The 19,963-nt window shown below is 59.1% G+C and carries 18 protein-coding genes; 17 read left to right on the plus strand and 1 reads right to left on the minus strand.

The annotated features are described in order from the left end of the window. Positions 1–84 precede the first annotated feature (84 nt). The 6 genes from AC1DNI_RS16040 (at position 85) to ruvB (ending at position 6,403) form a co-directional block, all read left to right on the plus strand. Entirely contained in the window at positions 85–1,278 is a 1,194-nt protein-coding gene (locus tag AC1DNI_RS16040; protein WP_477692558.1) for an OpgC family protein, read from the plus strand. Between the two features lie 109 nt (positions 1,279–1,387). Further along, the gene (locus AC1DNI_RS16045) at positions 1,388–3,028 is read left to right on the plus strand and encodes an acyl-CoA synthetase (protein WP_477692559.1); all 1,641 of its coding nucleotides are present in this window, start codon (positions 1,388–1,390) and stop codon (positions 3,026–3,028) included. A 532-nt stretch (positions 3,029–3,560) separates the two neighbouring features. Beyond that, positions 3,561–4,088, plus strand: coding sequence for a protease adaptor protein RcdA (rcdA, locus tag AC1DNI_RS16050; protein WP_091921142.1), 528 nt, complete (start codon positions 3,561–3,563; stop codon positions 4,086–4,088). A 92-nt stretch (positions 4,089–4,180) separates the two neighbouring features. Then, positions 4,181–4,708 carry a crossover junction endodeoxyribonuclease RuvC gene (ruvC, locus tag AC1DNI_RS16055; protein ID WP_477692560.1) on the plus strand — a complete coding sequence of 176 codons (528 nt, stop codon included), beginning with the start codon at positions 4,181–4,183 and terminating at the stop codon, positions 4,706–4,708. Next, complete coding sequence (ruvA, locus tag AC1DNI_RS16060; RefSeq protein WP_477692561.1) at positions 4,705–5,322, plus strand: Holliday junction branch migration protein RuvA; 618 nt, start codon at positions 4,705–4,707, stop codon at positions 5,320–5,322. Before ruvC ends, ruvA begins: the two co-directional genes overlap by 4 nt. Positions 5,323–5,362: 40 nt before the next feature. Continuing rightward, positions 5,363–6,403: a Holliday junction branch migration DNA helicase RuvB gene (ruvB, locus tag AC1DNI_RS16065; protein WP_091948117.1), complete on the plus strand. Its 1,041-nt coding sequence runs from the start codon at positions 5,363–5,365 to the stop codon at positions 6,401–6,403. Between the two features lie 3 nt (positions 6,404–6,406). On the opposite strand, the gene AC1DNI_RS16070 is transcribed toward ruvB, so the two are convergent. Continuing rightward, positions 6,407–7,720, minus strand: coding sequence for a glycoside hydrolase family 5 protein (locus tag AC1DNI_RS16070; protein ID WP_477692562.1), 1,314 nt, complete (start codon positions 7,718–7,720; stop codon positions 6,407–6,409). Here AC1DNI_RS16070 and ybgC point away from each other — a divergent pair. The 11 genes from ybgC to AC1DNI_RS16125 all read left to right on the plus strand — a co-directional run bounded on the left by ybgC (position 7,707) and on the right by AC1DNI_RS16125 (position 19,884). Then, positions 7,707–8,171: a tol-pal system-associated acyl-CoA thioesterase gene (gene ybgC / locus AC1DNI_RS16075; RefSeq protein WP_477692563.1), complete on the plus strand. Its 465-nt coding sequence runs from the start codon at positions 7,707–7,709 to the stop codon at positions 8,169–8,171. The two genes, AC1DNI_RS16070 and ybgC, sit on opposite strands and share 14 nt — an antisense overlap. Positions 8,172–8,413: 242 nt before the next feature. Further along, complete coding sequence (gene tolQ / locus AC1DNI_RS16080; RefSeq protein ID WP_027231263.1) at positions 8,414–9,121, plus strand: protein TolQ; 708 nt, start codon at positions 8,414–8,416, stop codon at positions 9,119–9,121. 45 nt (positions 9,122–9,166) lie between these two features. Continuing rightward, positions 9,167–9,619 carry a protein TolR gene (gene tolR, locus AC1DNI_RS16085; protein WP_027231264.1) on the plus strand — a complete coding sequence of 151 codons (453 nt, stop codon included), beginning with the start codon at positions 9,167–9,169 and terminating at the stop codon, positions 9,617–9,619. Positions 9,620–9,624: 5 nt separating this feature from the next. After that, positions 9,625–10,686 (plus strand): cell envelope integrity TolA family protein, encoded by a 1,062-nt coding sequence (locus AC1DNI_RS16090; protein WP_477692564.1) that lies wholly within the window; start codon positions 9,625–9,627, stop codon positions 10,684–10,686. 38 nt (positions 10,687–10,724) lie between these two features. After that, on the plus strand, positions 10,725–12,041 hold the full coding sequence (tolB, locus tag AC1DNI_RS16095; RefSeq protein ID WP_027231266.1) for a Tol-Pal system beta propeller repeat protein TolB: 1,317 nt from the start codon (positions 10,725–10,727) through the stop codon (positions 12,039–12,041). Positions 12,042–12,275: 234 nt separating this feature from the next. Next, a complete protein-coding gene (pal, locus tag AC1DNI_RS16100; protein WP_036813673.1) occupies positions 12,276–12,779 on the plus strand; it encodes a peptidoglycan-associated lipoprotein Pal in 504 nt (167 codons plus the stop codon). Between the two features lie 182 nt (positions 12,780–12,961). Next, complete coding sequence (gene ybgF, locus AC1DNI_RS16105) at positions 12,962–13,936, plus strand: tol-pal system protein YbgF (RefSeq protein WP_477692565.1); 975 nt, start codon at positions 12,962–12,964, stop codon at positions 13,934–13,936. Beyond that, entirely contained in the window at positions 13,911–15,287 is a 1,377-nt protein-coding gene (gene tilS / locus AC1DNI_RS16110) for a tRNA lysidine(34) synthetase TilS (RefSeq protein ID WP_477692566.1), read from the plus strand. Before ybgF ends, tilS begins: the two co-directional genes overlap by 26 nt. Positions 15,288–15,382: 95 nt before the next feature. Next, entirely contained in the window at positions 15,383–17,317 is a 1,935-nt protein-coding gene (ftsH, locus tag AC1DNI_RS16115; RefSeq protein WP_027231269.1) for an ATP-dependent zinc metalloprotease FtsH, read from the plus strand. A 210-nt stretch (positions 17,318–17,527) separates the two neighbouring features. Continuing rightward, positions 17,528–18,874 carry a phosphoglucosamine mutase gene (glmM, locus tag AC1DNI_RS16120; RefSeq protein WP_027231270.1) on the plus strand — a complete coding sequence of 449 codons (1,347 nt, stop codon included), beginning with the start codon at positions 17,528–17,530 and terminating at the stop codon, positions 18,872–18,874. 224 nt (positions 18,875–19,098) lie between these two features. Continuing rightward, a complete protein-coding gene (locus tag AC1DNI_RS16125) occupies positions 19,099–19,884 on the plus strand; it encodes an outer membrane protein (RefSeq protein ID WP_081815817.1) in 786 nt (261 codons plus the stop codon). The last annotated feature ends 79 nt before the right edge of the window (positions 19,885–19,963 follow it).

Raw genomic sequence — 19,963 nt, forward strand, 5'->3', positions numbered from 1 at the left:
ATTAATCACCACATTCATACGCCTCACTCGCGCCCATCGGCGGCGTGTAAAATTCAACCTTGCATATCGGAATACGGGAAGGCCATGACACAGATTCAGCTGAAACAGCGGGATACCCGTATCGATGTTTTCAGAGCGCTTGCCCTGTTGACGATTTTCATTAATCACGTGCCAGGCACGGTCTATGAAAATCTCACGCACAAGAACTTTGGCTTCTCCGATTCCGCCGAGGCTTTCGTCCTGATATCCGGTATTGCCGTCGGCCTTGCCTATGGCTCGAAGTTCGAACCCGGCAATCGTTTCCTGATGACACTGAAGGCATGGCGGCGGGCAGCGACGCTCTATAGCACCCATATTCTGACCACGATCGCGACGCTCGCGATTTTCTGCGCGGCCGGCATTTACCTGCAGCGCCCTGAATTCATGTCCTTCATCAATATCGGTCCCCTGATGGATCAGCCGGCCAAGGCGCTGATCGGGCTTGCGACGATGGGCCATCAGCTTGGCTACAACAATATTCTGTCCATGTATGGCGTGTTGCTCCTGATGCTGCCGCTGTTCCTGGTGATTGCGCAATACAGCCTTGCCCTCCTTGTCGGCGCCTCCGGATTGCTTTGGCTGGTGTCCGGCGTTTACCAGATCGCGCCGCCCAATTATCCGACTGACGGCGTCTGGTTCCTTAACCCGCTGTCATGGCAGTTCCTGTTCGTGGTGGGGATGGCCGGCATCATGCATGTGCGCCGTGGCGGCACGATCGTCTTCAACAAATACCTGTTTGGCCTCTCCGTCGCTTATATTCTGATCGCGCTCTTCTGGGTGCGGTGGCCGCTCTGGGGCATCGACACCTCGCTGGGACTGCCCATGGTCGTCACCGGTTTCGACAAGACCTTCCTGTCGCTGACGCGCCTCGCGCATGTTCTGGCGCTCGCCTATGTCATCGTCTCGGTACCGGCGATCTCGAACCTCGCCCGCACATCCGCCGATCATCCGCTCGCCATTCTCGGCAAGCATTCGCTGCCGGTCTTTGTAGCAGGCACCATCCTTGCGATGGTGGCTCAGGTCGTAAAGGTCATGAATCCTGGTGGGCTTCTCGACGATACGCTGCTGATCGCCAGCGGCATCATGGCTCAGTTCGCGCTTGCCTATTACCTTGAGTGGCTGCCGCGGCTCGGCTGGGGTGGGCGTCCCGTCCAGAAGGCGGAAAAGACCAAGCCCGTCGTGGCCGGCAAGTCCATGCCGGCCGGGGCCATGAAGCCGGCAACGGCGCGTTCTGCCTGAGTATGAGCAATGGGTCTTCGAGCCAGTCCCGAAGACCTGACTTGCGCCTTTCTCCGCCAACCAAATCGCTGTAGCTTGAGCTTGGGAGCTATCGCGTTGGGAGGCGTGTATGGGCGGAATCTTCGATCGTGATCTTGAGCGCAACGCGGCCAACCATCAGCCGCTGACGCCGCTTTCCTTTCTCGAAAGGGCGGCGCGCGTCTATCCCGACCGACCGGCAATCATTCACGGGGCCCAGCGCATCGATTACGGCACGTTCTATCGGCGCACGCGCCAGCTCGCTTCGGCGCTGTCGCGGCTTGGCATTGGCAAAGGCGATACAGTGAGCGTCATGCTTTCCAATACGCCCCCGATGCTTGAAGCCCATTTCGGCGTTCCGATGACGCAGGCCGTGCTGCACTCACTGAATACGCGGCTCGATGCGGCGGTGATCGCGTTCCAGCTCGATCATGCGGAAACCAGGGTCGCCATCGTCGATAGCGAATTTGCCGATGTCTTTCGCGAGGCGCTCAAGCTTGCCACGGTGAAGCCGATCGTGATCGACTTCGTCGATGCCGAGTACCCCGCCGATGCGCCCTATCCCCAGGGCGAGCCATTGGGCGGGATGGACTACGGTGCCTTTGTCGATTCCGGCGATCCTGAATTTGCTTGGTCAAAGCCCGATGACGAGTGGGATGCCATCACGCTCAACTACACGTCCGGCACGACGGGAAATCCGAAAGGCGTTGTTTATCACCATCGTGGTGCCGCGCTGATGGGCTATGGCAATATCATCGCTTCGGGAATGGGACGTTATCCGGTCTATCTGTGGACCTTGCCTATGTTCCATTGCAACGGCTGGTGCTTCCCTTGGACGCTGGCGCTGCAGTTCGGCACGCATATCTGTCTGCGCTGGGTGCGCGCCAGGCAGATCTACGATGCGATCGCAGACCACGGCGTGACCCATCTTTGCGGGGCGCCCATCGTCATGTCGACGCTGATCAACGCGAAAGACCAGGACAAGCGGTCGTTCCCACAAACGGTCACCTTCAACACTGCGGCTGCGCCGCCGCCCGAGTCGATCCTGGCGGGCATGGCGGAAGCCGGCTTTGCCGTCACTCATCTCTATGGGCTGACCGAGACTTACGGTCCGGCCGTTGTCAATGAGTGGCAGGACGAGTGGGATGCGCTCGATGTTTCTCTGCGTACCGCCAAGAAGGCGCGGCAGGGCGTCCGCTACGCGGCGCTGGAAGATTTGGCAGTGCTCGATCCGGAAACGCTGCAGCCGGTGCCGCCGGACGGCGAGACCATCGGTGAGGTCATGTTCCGCGGCAACATCGTCATGAAGGGGTATCTGAAGAACCGGGCGGCAAGCGACGAGGCTTTCGCGGGCGGCTGGTTCCATTCCGGCGATCTCGGCGTAATGCATGCGGACGGCTATATCCAGCTGAAGGATCGCTCCAAGGACATCATTATTTCAGGCGGCGAGAATATCTCCTCGATCGAAGTCGAGGACGCACTCTACAAGTTTCCGGCCGTTGGCGCCTGCGCCGTGGTCGCACGGCCTGACGATAAATGGGGCGAAACCCCGCTCGCTTTTGTCGAACTGAAACCCGGCCATGCGGCGAGCGAGGCGGAGATCATCGCCCATTGCCGGACGTTGTTGGCCAAGTTCAAATGCCCGCGCAATGTGCTGTTCGAGCCGATCCCGAAGACCTCGACCGGCAAGATCCAGAAGTTCGAGCTGCGCAAGCGAGCAAGGGCGCTTTAGGATAACGGGGGGGTGGGCTAACCTCAAATTGAAGCCCTGTTGGCGATAGAGGTGCCGAGCAACGATGCGCGTGGCGGACGTTCTGCTACCGTCAGCCACCCCAACACCACCGCTGTGGTCCTCAGCCTTGAGCCGCCGATCCACCACCGGCCAAGCCATGGACGCACCGCATGGATAGAACATTCCGCCCAACTTTATTGTCGGCGTTAAGGAATCGTTAAGCATTACAATCTATAAATTGAACATCCAGTTTTCTGGATTCTTACCAAGTGGTTTGGCCACTTTGTTTGACGCCTCCCTGTTAGACTCCTGAGAGCCGCCATGTTTCGCGGCTCTTTTTTTATGTTCATATCTTCCGACCGGCCCTGCCGTTAACCCTTTATTAAGGATAAACTTGCGCTGACGTGAGTATGCAGGCAGGTTGCTGGGGAATACTGTCCGCCGACCGTTGTGGTGTATCGCTTGCTGTTTCAGTAAGGGTGTACGGCTTTGGCAAGATTCGGTTCGCGACAGCGCATTGGTAACAGGGCATATGATGGCTGAACAGGAATTCCACGTGGACAACACGATACGGCTTGCGGAGCGCATGGTTCGGTCGGAAAGCTTCAATCATCTCTATGATGAAGGCATGAGTCTTGTGGAAGAAGCCGCTTCCTATCTCGATGGGGAAGGGCGCGCGGCTGCCCGCAGGCTCACCCGTGTCGCCGCCACGCTCTATGCCGCCGAATCGATGCGGTTGACGACGCGGCTGATGCAGGTCGCGTCCTGGCTCCTGCTGCAGCGCGCTTCGCGCAGCGGCGAGATGACGCCCGACCAGGTGCTTTCGGAGAAGGCCAAGGTGCGCCTTGATACCGATTCGGCCCCCGAAAGCGTCGCGGGCTGGGATGAAATCCCGCTTTCCTATTGCGATATCGTGCATCGCTCGCTCCGGCTGCAGGCACGAGTCCGGCAGATGGATGACGAGATCTACAATGAGAACGTCGAGGAGCGCCCGCTTTTCTCGACTAATCCGGTCTCGGACCAGATCACGCTGCTCGCCACCGCCTTCGGCAATCGTTGAGCGTTCGCTTTCGGCAATCATAAACAGTTTCGTTTCGCTTTTGTTCACCTTTCTGCTGTCAACATGCCCGGCAGAAAGGTAAGGTTCCCGACATGAAGGAAGCGATTCGAATCATCGGTATTGATCCCGGTCTCAGGCGAACCGGTTGGGGCATGATCGAAACGCTGGGCAATTCCCTGCGCTTCGTCGCTTCCGGCACAATCCTTTCCGATGCAAAGCTCGATCTTGCCTCGCGTCTATGCCAGTTGCACGATGGTCTTGCGGCGGTCATTCACCAGATGGTGCCGCACGAATCCGCTGTCGAGCACACATTCGTCAACAAGGATGCGACGGCGACCCTGAAGCTTGGGCAAGCGCGGGGCATTGCGCTGCTGGTGCCGGCACTCGCCGGTGTGCAGGTCGCCGAATATGCGCCGAACGCCGTCAAGAAGGCGGTAATCGGCGTCGGTCACGGCGAAAAACAGCAAATTCACATGATGGTAAAGGTTCTGATGCCGAAGGCGACGTTCGATACGGACGATGCTGCCGACGCGCTCGCTGTAGCCATCTGCCACGCACATCACCGGCAAAGCGCGATCGGGCGCATAGCCATCGAACAGAAACTGGCGGCTCTCGGATGATCGGCAAGCTCAAGGGTACGGTAGACGAAATCGGCGAAGATCATGTGATTATCGATGTGCATGGGGTGGGCTACGTGGCTTACTGCTCGGCGCGGACGCTTTCACATCTTCCCGGAGTTGGCGAGGCGGTAATACTCTTCATCGAAACCTATGTCCGCGAAGACATGATCAGGCTGTTCGGCTTCACCTCGCCGCTCGAACAGGAATGGTTTCGCCTGCTCCAGAGTGTGCAGGGCATTGGCGCCAAGGTGGCGCTCAGCGTACTTGGCGTGTTGACGCCGTCTGACCTCGCCAACGCGATCGCGCTGCGCGACATTGCCATGGTCAGCCGGGCCCCGGGCGTCGGCAAGCGCGTGGCCGAGCGCATTGTCACCGAACTCAAGAACAAGGCGCCGGCCTTTGCCGGCGAGGCCAGCGGCACGATCGGCCTCAAGCAGGAGATCGGCGAGGGCGTCGCGCCCCGCCCGGTCGCCGACGCGGTTTCGGCCCTCACCAATCTCGGCTATTCCCGCGACCAGGCCGCCAATGCGGTAGCGGCGGCGATGAAGGAGGCAGGCGAGGGCGCCGATTCGACCAAGCTCATCCGGCTCGGCCTCAAGGAGCTGTCGCGCTAATGCCATTGTCTGACGAAGCTCGTTATGCGAGGACAGGCGCATGAGCGATGCAGGCCGTCTGATTTCACCCGACAAGCGCGGCGAGGACCTTGATACCTCGCTGCGACCGCAGACCCTTGCCGATTTCGTCGGGCAGGCTGCGGCGCGCGCCAATCTCAAGGTGTTCATCGAGGCGGCGAAATCGCGCGGCGAGGCGCTGGATCATGTGCTCTTCGTCGGGCCACCGGGCCTTGGCAAGACCACGCTGGCGCAGATCATGGCGAAGGAACTTGGCGTAAACTTTCGCTCGACTTCGGGCCCGGTTATCGCCAAGGCTGGCGATCTTGCCGCCCTGCTCACCAATCTCGAAGAAAATGACGTCCTGTTCATCGACGAAATCCATCGGCTGAACCCGGCGGTCGAGGAAATTCTCTATCCGGCCATGGAAGACTATCAGCTCGACCTGATCATCGGCGAGGGACCGGCAGCACGTTCCGTCAAGATCGATCTTGCCAAGTTCACCCTTGTGGCTGCAACGACCCGGCTCGGCCTGTTGACCACCCCGCTGCGCGACCGTTTCGGCATTCCCATCCGATTGAACTTCTACACGGTCGAGGAGCTCGAACATATCGTGCGGCGCGGTGCCCGCATCATGGGCATCGGCATGACCGATGACGGCGCGCTCGAAGTCGCACGCCGCGCACGAGGCACCCCGCGTATTGCCGGCCGCCTGCTGCGGCGCGTGCGCGATTTCGCCATTGTCGATGGCAAGGACCGGATCGATCGCGAAACGGCCGACTCGGCGCTGCTGAGGCTCGAGGTGGATTCTCTCGGTCTCGATCAGCTCGACAGGCGCTACCTTTCAATGATTGCACATAATTTCGGCGGAGGGCCGGTCGGAATCGAAACGATCGCCGCCGGGCTTTCCGAGCCGCGCGACGCGATCGAGGATATTATCGAGCCTTACCTGATCCAGCAGGGCTTTATCCAGCGCACGCCGCGCGGCCGCGTATTGACCGCCAATGCCTGGAAACATCTCGGGCTCAATGCGCCGGCCGAAGTCACGCAGCAACAGATCAACCTCTTCCAGGAAGACGAATGAAGCTTATTCAGCCTTCAGCGCTTCGAGGATAACCGGATCGAAAACCCGCTTGTCGTCGGCAAGAGTGATGCCGAAGGCGCCGCCCCACGACCAGACGGACCAGGGAAAGCCACGCTTGTTTGCGGCCGCAACCACGTCTTTCATGTAAGCGGCGCGCCACTCGGCCGGCATGAGGAAATACTTGCCATATTCCTGACGGATCATTCCGAACTCGCCAAGGTATATCCGTTCCGGGGCAATATTATACTGCCGACCCCATGCATCCGCTTGGTCGAACGGCTCGTTCAGTCTCGCCAGCGCCTTGGCATCATCGGCAATCCCATCGGCCATTTCGTTGAGATTGTTGAGAAGGGCCTTGCGCTTGTCCTCTGGCGCCTGCTTCTCGATGCGATGGCGGGCTTCGTCGAGAACCTCGTGAAACCCGTCTTGCCCGAGCCTGTCAGGCGGATAGGGCAGGCCCTCGACATAGGCCATGGCATCGCCCGTCCATCCTGCGCCCTGATGGGTGAGGATATAGGGCTCATACGAGTGGAAGGTCCAGATCACATTGTCATCCGCGACGCTCGTCGGATTGAGCTGGATCAGACCGTAGGCGCTCGCCCAGCATCCGCCGGAGAGAACCAGCGTGTGATTGGGTAATGCGTTGCGCGCCGCAGCATGCAATTGCACCAGCAAGGCGGACCATTTTGGATAGACTGCGAGATCACAATCCACCACCGGCTCGTTGAACGGTTCAAAGGCAGTAAGGGCTGGATCGGTGATGGAAAGGGCACGGCCGAGGCGCCCTACCAGATCGAGATAACGGGCAAACAGGGCCGGATCCGACGAAATCTGGTTGGTGCCGATTTTCCGCTTGTCGCTCGGGATCGTGTGCATGTCGACGACCACCTTGAGACCGGCCTTATGCAGCAAGTCGATGGATCGGAGCGTGGCGGCAAGCAGCTTCCTGACGCGTTCCTCCGAGGCATCCTGCAGGAAGATGGCAGGATCGGCAGGCATGCGGACGAAATCGAAGCCCGCTTTGCGGATTGCCTGCAGGTCTTCCAGCCGTGTACTACGCCGCCACTCCGGAAAGTTGGTGAGGATTTCTTCATCGTCCCAACGTTCGGGAAGCGGCCAGGTGACCCATGGATCGAGATTGACCCCGCGCTGCATCGTGAAGGCGGTGGCCGATGCCGTTGCGACAGTGACAAGCAGGCATGCAAATGCGAAAAGCACGTGAAACAATCGAAACGCCAATTCCTTCACGTCCTCCATCCGGGTCTGGACAAAATGCCCGCCTACCCGGCAAAAGAAAAGAACCATGAGCGAAAACAATATTCTTTCCTTAACGGACGGTCTCGCCGGAGAACTGACCGATATCGGGCACCGGCTGCTTGCCCGCGTCTATTATGCGGACACCGATTTTTCAGGCGTCGTCTACCATGCCCGCTACCTCGAATTTCTTGAACGCGGGCGCACCGACTATCTGCGTCTGCTCGGCGTGCACCACTCGGAGCTGGCCGATGGCAAGCTCGGTGAAAGTATCGTCTGGGTGGTGCGGCGCATGGAGATCGACTTTCGCTCAGCGGCGCGTATCGACGATGTCCTGACGGTGGAGACCCATACGGCGGAGATATCGGGTGCGCGCGTGCGCATGGCGCAATCGATCAAACGCGGTGAAGAACTCTTGATCGCGGCAAGGGTCGAAGCGGCCCTTGTCAATGGCGTCGGACGGCCGCGAAGGTTTCCCGCAGAATGGATCAAGCTTTTCAAGCCGCAATCTTAGCCTCGATAATTTAAAATCACGCACCGGGCTGAATCATAACTGATCCTTAACCATAACAAACCATGAATAAGGTCATCAAACGGGGCGTTTTGCGTTAACGCCTTCGTTTTACCAAAATTAACCGTGAGAAGCCGCGGTGTGGTTACTGGAAAAATCCGGTCTCACTAGCGTGGCTCATCTGGAGTGAGAGACGATTGCGCCCCGGTCAACATGCCGGGTTTTCGGATTCGAGGGTTGTGGTTATGGAAAATTTAGCGGTTGCCGTTCAAGCATCAGATACTTCGCTTTGGGGACTGTTCTGGCAAGCCGGATTTATCGTCAAGCTTGTGATGATCGGGCTTCTCGGTGCGTCCATCTGGACATGGGCGATCATCATCGACAAAGCGCTCGGATTCGGACGCGCCAAGCGCGCCTTCGACCGTTTCGAACAGGTCTTCTGGTCGGGACAGTCGCTCGAAGAGCTCTATCGCAACCTTGGCGACAAGCGCACCACCGGCATGGGCTCGATCTTCATTGCCGCCATGCGTGAATGGAAGAAGTCATTCGAAAAGGGCGCCCGCTCGCCTATCGCGCTGCAGATGCGTATCGACAAGGCGATGGACGTGGCGCTGGCGCGCGAAAGCGACTATCTCGCCGCCCGCCTGACATTTCTTGCAACGATCGGCTCCGCCGGCCCCTTCATCGGCCTCTTCGGCACCGTCATCGGCATCATGACCTCGTTCATGGCGATTGCCGGTTCCAAGTCCACCAGCCTTGCTGTTGTGGCGCCTGGTATTGCCGAAGCGCTGCTGGCAACGGCTATCGGCCTTGTCGCCGCTATTCCAGCCGTTATCGCCTACAACAAATTGTCGAGCGACGCCGGCAAGCTTACCGCACGCATGGAAGGCTTTGCGGACGAGTTTTCCGCCATACTCTCGCGGCAAATCGATGAGAAGCTGCCGCGGACCTGAATGACCGCCTGCGTAACCGATACTTGAAATTGCGAGATTGATGCCATGGGCATGTCAATGGGAAACAATGGGTCGTCAGGCGGACGCCGACGCCGCGGTCGGGCCAGCAAGGCGCTGATGAGTGAAATCAACGTCACGCCGCTGGTCGACGTGATGCTGGTTCTCCTGATCATCTTCATGGTCGCTGCGCCGCTGATGACGGTCGGCGTGCCGATCGACCTGCCGGACACCGCGGCCAAGGCGCTGGATACCGACACCAAGCCGATCACGATCTCGGTCAACCAGCAGGGACAGATCTTCATCGAGGACACGGAAATCCCGATCGAGGAAATTGTGCCGAAACTGCAGGCAATCGCCAAGACCGGCTATAACGAGCGCATTTTCGTTCGCGGCGACAAGACGGCCGATTATGGTGCGGTCATGAAGGTCATGGCGCGCATTTCATCGGCCGGATTCAAGAATATTGGTCTGGTCAGTCTTCAGGAGCAGGATAGCTAAGCGAAATGAAGGGCAGTGTCGTATCCTCTGCTGTAATTCATGCCGCCATCCTTGGCTGGGGGCTGCTGACGTTCTCCGCGCCCGCCCCGATGGTCGCGGACGTCGAGTCCATGCCTATCGATATCGTTCCCGTCGAATCCATCACCCAGCTGCAGCAGGGCGACAAGAAGGCGCCGAAGGCCGAAAAGCCCGCGCCGAAGCCCGCCGAGAAGCCGCAGACCCAGCTCGACGCCCAGAATACCGGCGACAGCGACCTCGACACCAAGACCAAGGAGACGCTGGAAGTAAAACCCAAGCCGGTGGAATCCGCACAAGCGCCGAAGCCATCGGAAGCGCCTGTCCCAAAGCCGGAACCGCAGCCTGAGCCGAAACCCGAGGTCAAGCCGGAACCGAAGCCTGAACCCGTGCCCGCCACGGAGGTGAAGCCGGAGCCTGCGCCCAAGCAGGAAGTCAAACCTGATCCTGTGGCTTCGGCAATTACCGAAGCCAAGCCCGATCCCGTACCGCAGGAAGAGACTTTCAAGCTTCCCGAGAATGTCGCCAAGCCGGAAGCAAAGCCCACCCAGCCGGCGCAGACGGCAAAGACTCCGGAGCGCAAGGAACCTGAGAAGCCGAAGCAGACGCAGACGGCGGCCAAACCTTCCAAGGAGAAGGGCATAGCCGACGAGGTTGCGGAATTGCTCAACAACCAGAAGCCGTCCGCAGGTGGTGCCAAGCGCTCCACGGACCGGGCTTCTCTCGGCGCCGACAAGGCGACGGGCGGCTCGAAGCTCAGCCAGAGCGAAATGGATGCTTTGCGCAGCGCCATCGAGGGCAACTGGAACAAGCCGGTGGGTGCCGAGGAATATCCGGATATGAAGATCATCGTCTCGTTCAAGCTCACGCCGAGCGGCGAGATCGAAGGTTCGCCGGTCGTGAGCGGCAGCGGCGGTGAACCCGGTCTCCTGAACGCGATCAAGAGCAGTGCATTGCGCGCGGTCATGCGCTCGGTACCGTTCAATCTGCCGCAAGACAAATATGATACCTGGAAAGATGTTGAACTAACCTTCTATCCAGGAACGACCTGATGATGACAATTGGCCAGCCAAAAGAGGGCCCTGAACTTATGCTTAGAACGACCCGGACAATTCTTTCCGCTTTCGCAATGATTATCGCATTGTTGGCTGTTGCGACGCTCCCGGCGCGCGCGCAGCTCAAACTCGATATCACCAAGGGCGTGGTTGAACCCATGCCCATCGCGATTACAGATTTTCTCTCCGGTGATCAGCTTGGGACCAATATTTCCGGCGTGATTGCTGCGGACCTTGAGCGGTCCGGCCTCTTCGCGCCGATCGAGAAGGGTGCGTTCATCGAAAAGATCTCGAACCCCGATGCTGCCCCGCGCTTTGAAGACTGGAAGGTGATCAATGCCCAGGCGCTTGTCACCGGCCGCGTCACCAAGCAGGGCGACGGCAGGCTGAAGGCGGAGTTCCGCCTGTGGGACACCTTCGCCGGTAAGCAATTGATCGGACAGCAGTTCTTCACCTCGCCGGAAAGCTGGCGCCGGGTCGCCCACATCATCGCCGACGCGATCTACAAGGAACTGACGGGCGAGGACGGCTATTTCGATACCCGCGTCGTCTATGTCGATGAGTCCGGCACCAAGGAAAAACGCGTCAAGCGTCTGGCCATCATGGACCAGGACGGTGCCAACACGCGCTATCTCACCAACGGCAAGGATCTCGTCCTGACGCCGCGCTTCTCGCCGAGCCGGCAGGAAATCACCTATATGTCATTCGAAGGCGGCAAGCCGCAGATTTACCTCTTGCAACTCGAGACCGGCCAGCGTGAACTCGTCGGCAACTTCCCCGGCATGACCATCGCACCGCGCTTTTCACCCGACGGGCAGAAGGTCGTCATGAGCCTGCTCCAGGAAGACGGCAGCGCCAACATTTACACAATGGATCTGCGCAGCCGCACGACGACGCGCCTCACCAGCACGTCTGCGATCGATACCGGCGCATCCTATTCGCCGGATGGCACGCAGGTCGTCTTCGAATCCGATCGTGGCGGCCGACCGCAGATCTACAAGATGGGCGCGGATGGTTCGAACCCGCAGCGCATCTCCTTCGGCGACGGTTCCTATTCGACCCCGGTCTGGTCACCGCGCGGAGACCTGATCGCCTTCACAAAGCAGGCGGGCGGCGAATTCTCGATCGGCGTCATGAAGACGGACGGCTCGGGCGAGCGCATCCTTTCGAGCGGCTACCACGATGAGGGCCCGACCTGGGCGCCGAATGGCCGCGTTCTGATGTTCTTCCGCCAGCCGCCCGGCTCGAACAGCCCGCATCTGATGACGGTCGATCTGACGGGCCGCAATATCCGCCAGATCCAGACCCCGAACCTCTCGTCGGACCCGGCCTGGTCTCCGCTTCTCGAATAGTGGCTGCCAGCCATCAGGAGCTCTTCTCTGCATTCGCGGCGATGTCCTCCGACATTCGCCGCGAATGTCGTTTTTCCGCCGCATTGTTTGCCTTAGAGGTACGGAAATACGCATTCGATTCGCCGTTAATCCTGGTTTTAAGAGGGGATTAACCCTGTTTCTTGAACTCGCCTTAACCTCAATATGGTTACTGGTTGTTCACCGAAACAATTCAGTTCTTAAGGAGTCCAGGCCATGCGCCGGTTCGAAATGATCGCACGCAGTCCACTTGTCGTTGCACTGTTCATGTCTCTCGCCATCGCGGGTTGCGCCTCGAAGAAAAACATGCCCAACAGCGCCGGCGACCTTGGCCTTGCTGGCAGCGCGACACCGGGCTCGACGCAAGACTTCACCGTCAATGTCGGCGATCGCATCTTCTTCGATGTCGACTCCTCGGTCATCCGTGGTGATGCACAGCAGACCCTGTCCAAGCAGGCACAGTGGCTGAAGCGCTACCCCAACTATGCGATCACCGTCGAAGGCCATGCCGACGAGCGCGGCACGCGCGAGTACAACCTTGCTCTCGGTCAGCGCCGTGCTGCTGCGACACGCAACTATCTGGCATCTCAGGGCGTTCCAGCTGGCCGCATCAAGACCATCTCCTATGGTAACGAGCGTCCGGTTGCCGTTTGCGACAGCGAATCGTGCTGGTCGCAGAATCGCCGCGCCATCACCGTTCTCGGCGGCGCGGGCAGCTAAGCAGACTTCGATTTTATCGACGGAAAAGGCGGCTTTCGGGCCGCTTTTTTTGTTTTGACGCAAGGCTAACAAAATTTGGCCGAAGTCACATTGCTCGTGTTAGATAGGGCGGCCGCAATCAAGGCGGTGTTTCAATTCCCATATCAGGGGCGGTAAAAGGAATGAACAAAGGACTTAGAAGAATGGTTCTGGCACTGACGGTTATGCCATTTCTGGCAACCGGCGTCGGCCACGCCATGGATTTGAGCGGTGGATTTTTTCCGCCTGCGCCAAAGGCGGAGATTGCACCCAGCAAAGCTCCCGTCATCCTGGCTCAGGCAGGCGATCCGCGGGTGAGCCAGCTCGAGGAGCAGATCAGGCAGCTCACCGGCAAGGTTGAGGAACTGAACTTCCAGATCCTGCAAATGCAGGAGCAGATGCGCAAAGTACAGGAAGACAACGAGTTCCGCTTCCAGGAGCTGGAAAAGGGCAAGCGGTCGGATGCCGGCGGCAAGAGCGATCGTACGGTCGCATCCGCCCCATCGCCGCGAACAACAACGGGGGAGGCATCGTCGGATGCCTCTGCCTCTTCCGGTTCGTCGCGGGCAGCGCCCCAGACCACCGATTCCGCTGCTATTGATCCCCAGGTCGATTTGTCCGGCTCCGAGCAACTCGGCGCGCCGCCGCGCGACCTCGGGCAGATCGAATTTGATGCCAATGGCAACGTGATCGGTGGAAATGCCACCGATAATCCGCCGGCTGACAACACGACGGTTGCTGCCTTGCCGCAAACCGACGATCCCAAGGTGCTTTACAACCAGGCCTATCAGCTGTTCCTCTCCGGCGACTATAAGAGCGCGGAACTTGCCTTCCGCGATCATGTCGACCGGTTCCCCAAGGATCCCGCCGATCCCGATGCCCGTTACTGGCTCGGCGAGTCGCTTTACGGGCAGGGCCGATATCAGGATGCGGCATCGGTGTTCCTCGACAATCACAAGCAGTATCCGGATTCGAAGAAGAGCCCGGAGAACCTGCTAAAGCTCGGCATGACTCTCGCCAAGATGCGCGATCATGACGTCGCCTGCGCCACCTTTTCCTCCGTCGCAACGCGCTATCCGAATATTACGCCGGCGATCAAGGAGCGCGTGAAGAGTGAGCGTGCCGCCAACAAGTGCTGAGACAGGGCTCGATCCGGAACGCATTTTTGGTTCGGTCCATTTCGAGGGACTGACCTCGGTCATCGTCGCCGTCTCCGGCGGCAGCGACTCTCTGGGGCTTCTCCATCTCCTCGTAGAATTGTGCGCTTCCCGGCCGCAGTTCCCAGCCATTATTGCCGTTACCGTCGATCATCGCCTTCGCCCGGAAGCCGCCGAAGAAGCGCGCTATGTGGCAACTTTGTGCGCAGAACTCGGCGTCAAGCACCGGACCCTTGCATGGGATGAGCCCAAGCCACAGACCGCACTTTCGGCATTGGCGCGCGACGCGCGATATCGCCTTCTTTGCCAGGCGGCCCGGCAGGCGGATACGGACGTGATCCTGACGGGACACACGCAGGACGACCAGATCGAAACCTATGCAATGCGGCGCTTGCGAACGAGCAGCGAAGGCAGCGACAGGGGTCTTGCCGGAATGGCGCCTGCGACATTGTTCGAACGCGAGATCTGGCTGGTGCGGCCCCTGCTCGGGATAACCCGCGAGGCGCTCCGCGCCTATTTGCGGTCGCGCAGCATCGCTTGGTGCGATGATCCATCCAACGAAGACCCAAAGTATGAACGCGTGCGCATCCGCAAGGCGCTGCGCGATGGGGAGCGCGCAGCTATACTCGCAAGCATTGCGCTAAAGACCGAGCAGCGCATGGCGCATAATATCGGCGCCGCCGGGCTCTTGCAGAAAAGCGTCGCAGTGCACGATGGTACGCTCGCCGAAATCGAAAGATCGGAATTTGCCGGCGATAGCGATGACAGACGCCTTGCCGTTGGCGTCCTTCTCGCGGCGATGGGTGGCCTATCGATGCTGCCGGCGGCAGAGCTTTGTGACAGGGCCATCCAGCATATTAAGGGAGATGGGACGTTTCGGCGCGTATCGCTCGGCCGCTGCGTGATTGAGGTCAAGCGAGACAAGGCTTTCATCTATCGCGAAATGCGATCGCTGCCTGAAATCACCGTTGGGGCTGGCGAAACCGCGATCTGGGACGAGCGCTATCGGCTCACCAACTGGACGAAAAATCCGGTCGAGATCGTGCCAGTAGGGAACGGGAATATTGGATCGATCGAAGGAGAACGCCCTACCAACAACCATCCCGGTGCCCTGAAATCCTCGCCTGCAATTGTAAACGAAGGCGAGATGACCACCGTAATTTGCCGCGACGATCACGCTAAGTTGCCTGCAGGCATCGCTCTCGCGCGGCACCTTTCCCTGTTCGACCATATCCTTTCAGGCTATGATATCAGCTTGGCCAGAGTTCTTGCTGAACTGTTTTGCCTACCGCCGTATAAGGGTTTGCCTGTAAACCAGATTAACAAGAATTGACCTCAGTTTGACTGCCAGCCTTGGCAAGGCCACGCTTCGAACCTATGTTACGTTAAAATTCCGCATCCTTGCGGTTGTGATTGATGGGACCCGATATGAATCCTAACTACAGGAACTTCGCTCTGTGGGCGATTATCGCCTTGCTGCTGATCGCGTTGTTCAACCTTTTTCAAAGCCCCACCTCGCGCTCGGCATCGAGTGATGTTCCCTATTCGCAGTTCATTACCGACGTGAATAGCGGCCGCGTGAAATCCGTTACGATTTCCGGCAATCGCATCACCGGTACCTATTCGGACAATGGTTCGACCTTCCAGACCTATTCGCCCGGCGATGCCGGCCTCGTCGGCCGTCTGGAAAGCAAGAATGTCCAGATCGCCGCGCGTCCGGAGACCGATGGGTCCACTTCGCTTGTTGGCATGCTGATTTCCTGGCTACCCATGATACTTATCCTTGGCGTGTGGATTTTCTTCATGCGCCAGATGCAGGGTGGATCGCGTGGCGCCATGGGCTTTGGCAAGTCCAAGGCCAAGCTTTTGACCGAAGCGCATGGGCGAGTGACTTTCCAGGACGTCGCCGGCGTCGATGAGGCCAAGGAAGATCTCGAAGAGATCGTCGAATTCCTGCGCGACGCGCAGAAATTCCAGCGGCTCGGCGGGCGCATCCCGCGCGGCGTGCTGCTGGTAGGCCCTCCCGGCACAGGTAAGACATTGCTGGCCCGCGCCATTGCCGGCGAAGCCAACGTGCCGTTCTTTACCATCTCCGGTTCCGACTTCGTTGAAATGTTCGTTGGTGTAGGCGCTTCCCGTGTCCGTGACATGTTCGAACAGGCGAAGAAGAATGCCCCTTGCATCATCTTCATCGACGAAATCGACGCGGTCGGTCGCCATCGTGGCGCGGGTCTCGGCGGCGGCAATGACGAGCGCGAACAGACACTCAACCAGCTGCTGGTCGAGATGGACGGCTTCGAGGCCAATGAGGGTGTTATTCTCATCGCCGCAACCAACCGTCCCGACGTGCTCGATCCTGCGCTGCTGCGTCCGGGCCGTTTCGACCGCCAGGTCGTTGTTCCCAATCCGGACGTCACCGGCCGCGAAAAGATCCTGAAGGTGCACGCGCGCAACGTGCCGCTCGCACCCAATGTCGACCTCAAGATTCTTGCTCGCGGCACCCCCGGCTTCTCCGGCGCCGATTTGATGAATCTCGTCAACGAAGCTGCCCTGATGGCCGCCCGCCGCAACAAGCGCCTCGTCACCATGCTCGAGTTCGAGGATGCGAAGGACAAGATCATGATGGGTGCAGAGCGTCGCTCGACCGCGATGACGCAGGCCGAGAAGGAACTGACAGCCTATCACGAGGCCGGCCACGCCATTGTTGCACTCAACGTCGAAGTTGCCGATCCGCTGCACAAGGCAACGATCATTCCGCGCGGCCGTGCGCTCGGCATGGTCATGCAGTTGCCGGAAGCCGATCGCTACTCGATGAGCTACAAGTGGATGATCTCGCGCCTTGCCATCATGATGGGCGGGCGCATCGCCGAAGAACTCAAGTTCGGCAAGGAGAACATCACCTCCGGCGCGTCCTCCGACATCGAACAAGCCACCAAGCTTGCTCGCGCCATGGTCACCCGCTGGGGCTTTTCCGACAAGCTCGGGCAGGTCGCCTACGGCGAGAACCAGGAAGAGGTGTTCCTCGGCCATTCCGTCGCCCGCACGCAGAACGTTTCGGAAGAGACGGCGCAATTGATCGATGCGGAAGTTCGCAAGCTCATCGACGATGCCTATAATCACGCGCGTTCCATCCTGACCAAGAAGAAGAAGGAATGGATCGCCATCGCCGAAGGCCTCCTCGAATATGAGACGCTGACGGGCGAGGAAATCAAGGCATTGATGGCCGGCGGCAAGCCCGCCCGCGACCTTGGCGACGATACGCCGCCTTCGCGTGGATCGGCTGTTCCGAAGGCCGGATCGGCCAAGAAGCCCCGCAAGGGCGATGAGCCCGACAAGGGTCTTGAGCCCCAGCCACAATCCTGATGGTGGATGCAACTTCTACAAACGGCCGGTAAAAACCGGCCGTTTGTACGAATTGTTCATGCATTGGCTCTAAGTATAATCGCTACACAAAATGTGAGATGCGGAATAGAAGGTCTTTTGCAATAAGCTTGATAAGACCCAAGGTCAGGCACACGAGGCTGCATTCCTGTCTTTGCGGATATAAGACAGCCCTAGATTCGGATAACCAGCATGGCGCGCAAATATTTTGGCACGGATGGCATTCGCGGACAGGCAAACGCCTATCCCATGACCCCCGACATCGCAATGAAAGTCGGCATGGCCGTCGGCCTTACGTTCAAGCGCGGCGAGCACCGCAACCGCGTCGTTATCGGCAAGGATACGCGGCTTTCAGGGTACATGATCGAGAACGCCCTTGTCGCCGGCTTCACCTCGACCGGGATGGATGTATTCCTGCTCGGCCCGATTCCGACCCCCGCTGTTGCAATGCTCTGCCGCTCGCTGCGCGCCGATATCGGCGTGATGATCTCGGCTTCGCATAACCCCTATTTCGACAATGGCATCAAGCTGTTCGGACCGGATGGCTTCAAGCTTTCCGATGAGATCGAACTGCAGATCGAACGTCTGATGGACGAGAACCTGTCGGATCGCCTGTCGAGTTTCGACAATCTCGGACGCGCCAAGCGTGTCGATGGCGACATCTACCGCTACATCGAATTTGCAAAGCGCACGACGCCGAAGAATATCTCGCTCTCGGGCCTCAGGATCGTCGTCGACTGTGCCAATGGCGCGGCCTACAAGGTCGCTCCGGCCGCCCTCTGGGAACTCGGGGCGGAAGTGATAACGATCAACGACAAGCCGAACGGCACCAACATCAATGAGGACTGCGGTTCGACCCATCCCCTCGGCCTGATCAAGAAGGTGCACGAGGTGCGGGCCGATATCGGCATCGCGCTCGATGGCGATGCCGACCGCGTGCTGATCGTCGATGAAAATGGCGCCATCATCGACGGCGACCAGTTGATGGCGGTCATCGCCCAATCGTGGCAGGAGACGGACAGGCTCGTCGGCGGCGGCGTCGTTGCAACGGTCATGTCCAATCTCGGGCTCGAACGCTTCTTGATGGACCGGGGACTGACCCTCGCCCGCACGCAGGTTGGAGACCGCTACGTGGTCGAGCACATGCGCAACCATGGCTTCAACGTCGGCGGCGAGCAGTCCGGTCACATTGTTTTGTCCGATTTCTCGACAACGGGCGACGGCCTGGTCTCGGCCTTGCAGATTCTCGCTGTCGTGCAGGAGCAGGGACGTCCTGTCAGCGAGGTTTGCCGCAAGTTCGACCCGGTGCCGCAGCTTTTGAAGAATGTGCGCACTACCGGCGGCAAGCCGCTTGAAAACAAGAACGTGAAAAGCGCGATCGACGAAGCGCGCGATCGTCTCGGCACGGCCGGCCGCCTTGTGATCCGCCCGTCCGGCACCGAACCGCTGATCCGCGTCATGGCGGAGGGCGACGACCGCAAGCTGGTCGAGGCCGTGGTCAACGATATCATTTCCGTCATTTCATCTTCGGCGGCCTAACCGGCCGCAATCCATTAACAAATCATAACGAAAGCGGGCCCCATTCGGGCCCGTTTTGCTGTTAAGGGTCTCATTCTACTCAAAGCTGTATTCCGTTAACCTTAATAGACATGGTGAACAAACACGGTTAAGCGGGACTTAACCTTTTACGCCCATATTTCCTCACAACCATCTGTGGCAATCGCCGCGCTTTCCAACCATGGGGCTTTGTGAGGAATAGAGTAATGAGCACATTCAACAAGTTTGCTGCCATGGGCGCAGCTATTATGAGCCTGGGCGCGGCACCGGCCCTCGCGGCAGACATGATCCAGGATCCGGTGGTGGAAGTAGCGCCTTTCGGCGGTTGGTATCTGCGCGGCGACATCGGTATGAGCAACCAGCAGTTCGATCATCTCGACTATGTCGGGTTTGCCGATCCTGCCTATCATACCTTTTTCAATGATGGCGACTTCGACGCCGGCATGACGGCGCAGATCGGTATCGGCTACCAGTTCAACGACTGGCTCCGTGCCGACGTGACCGGGCAATATCGTGGCAAGACGGATTTCAGTGCGCTGGACTTCTACGATATCGATGGCGATCTCACCACGACGGATGACGCGGCCACAAATGAATACCATGCCAAGAAGTCGGAATGGCTGTTCCTCGCCAATGCCTATGCCGACCTCGGCACCTATGCCGGAATCACGCCCTATGTGGGCGCGGGTATCGGCGCGTCGCGCAATACGATTTCGGGCTTCACCGACAACAATATCATTACCGGCGGCGGCGGCTATGCCGGCAGCGCCTCGCAGTGGGAACTCGCCTGGGCGCTGCATGCCGGTGTCGGCATCAAGGCGACCGATCGCATGACCATTGATATCGGCTACAGCTATGTCGATCTCGGCGACGGCAAGACCGACAATGCCTTTAACTACATCAACTCGCTGACCCGCGAAAATCCTGAACCCTTCAAGTTCAAGGATATTACCTCCCACGACTTCAAGGTCGGCGTTCGTTACGCTTTCTGATTGAGTGAACCACCGAACTTCAACGGCAGGTGCCAGCACCTGCCGTTTTCGTTTGAAGTTCGCCAGAAATTCATGTCGC

It is taken from the genome of Phyllobacterium sp. 01N428, from assembly GCF_056399405.1.

Excerpts from the sequence above, each read along its gene's own strand:
- AC1DNI_RS16040 (WP_477692558.1), top strand. The coding sequence starts at position 85 with ATGACACAGATTCAGCTGAAACAGCGGGATACCCGTATCGATGTTTTC.
- AC1DNI_RS16045 (WP_477692559.1), top strand. The coding sequence starts at position 1,388 with ATGGGCGGAATCTTCGATCGTGATCTTGAGCGCAACGCGGCCAACCAT.
- rcdA (WP_091921142.1), top strand. The coding sequence starts at position 3,561 with ATGATGGCTGAACAGGAATTCCACGTGGACAACACGATACGGCTTGCG.
- ruvC (WP_477692560.1), top strand. The coding sequence starts at position 4,181 with ATGAAGGAAGCGATTCGAATCATCGGTATTGATCCCGGTCTCAGGCGA.
- ruvA (WP_477692561.1), top strand. The coding sequence starts at position 4,705 with ATGATCGGCAAGCTCAAGGGTACGGTAGACGAAATCGGCGAAGATCAT.
- ruvB (WP_091948117.1), top strand. The coding sequence starts at position 5,363 with ATGAGCGATGCAGGCCGTCTGATTTCACCCGACAAGCGCGGCGAGGAC.
- ybgC (WP_477692563.1), top strand. The coding sequence starts at position 7,707 with ATGAGCGAAAACAATATTCTTTCCTTAACGGACGGTCTCGCCGGAGAA.
- tolQ (WP_027231263.1), top strand. The coding sequence starts at position 8,414 with ATGGAAAATTTAGCGGTTGCCGTTCAAGCATCAGATACTTCGCTTTGG.
- tolR (WP_027231264.1), top strand. The coding sequence starts at position 9,167 with ATGGGCATGTCAATGGGAAACAATGGGTCGTCAGGCGGACGCCGACGC.
- AC1DNI_RS16090 (WP_477692564.1), top strand. The coding sequence starts at position 9,625 with ATGAAGGGCAGTGTCGTATCCTCTGCTGTAATTCATGCCGCCATCCTT.
- tolB (WP_027231266.1), top strand. The coding sequence starts at position 10,725 with ATGCTTAGAACGACCCGGACAATTCTTTCCGCTTTCGCAATGATTATC.
- pal (WP_036813673.1), top strand. The coding sequence starts at position 12,276 with ATGCGCCGGTTCGAAATGATCGCACGCAGTCCACTTGTCGTTGCACTG.
- ybgF (WP_477692565.1), top strand. The coding sequence starts at position 12,962 with ATGGTTCTGGCACTGACGGTTATGCCATTTCTGGCAACCGGCGTCGGC.
- ftsH (WP_027231269.1), top strand. The coding sequence starts at position 15,383 with ATGAATCCTAACTACAGGAACTTCGCTCTGTGGGCGATTATCGCCTTG.
- glmM (WP_027231270.1), top strand. The coding sequence starts at position 17,528 with ATGGCGCGCAAATATTTTGGCACGGATGGCATTCGCGGACAGGCAAAC.
- AC1DNI_RS16125 (WP_081815817.1), top strand. The coding sequence starts at position 19,099 with ATGAGCACATTCAACAAGTTTGCTGCCATGGGCGCAGCTATTATGAGC.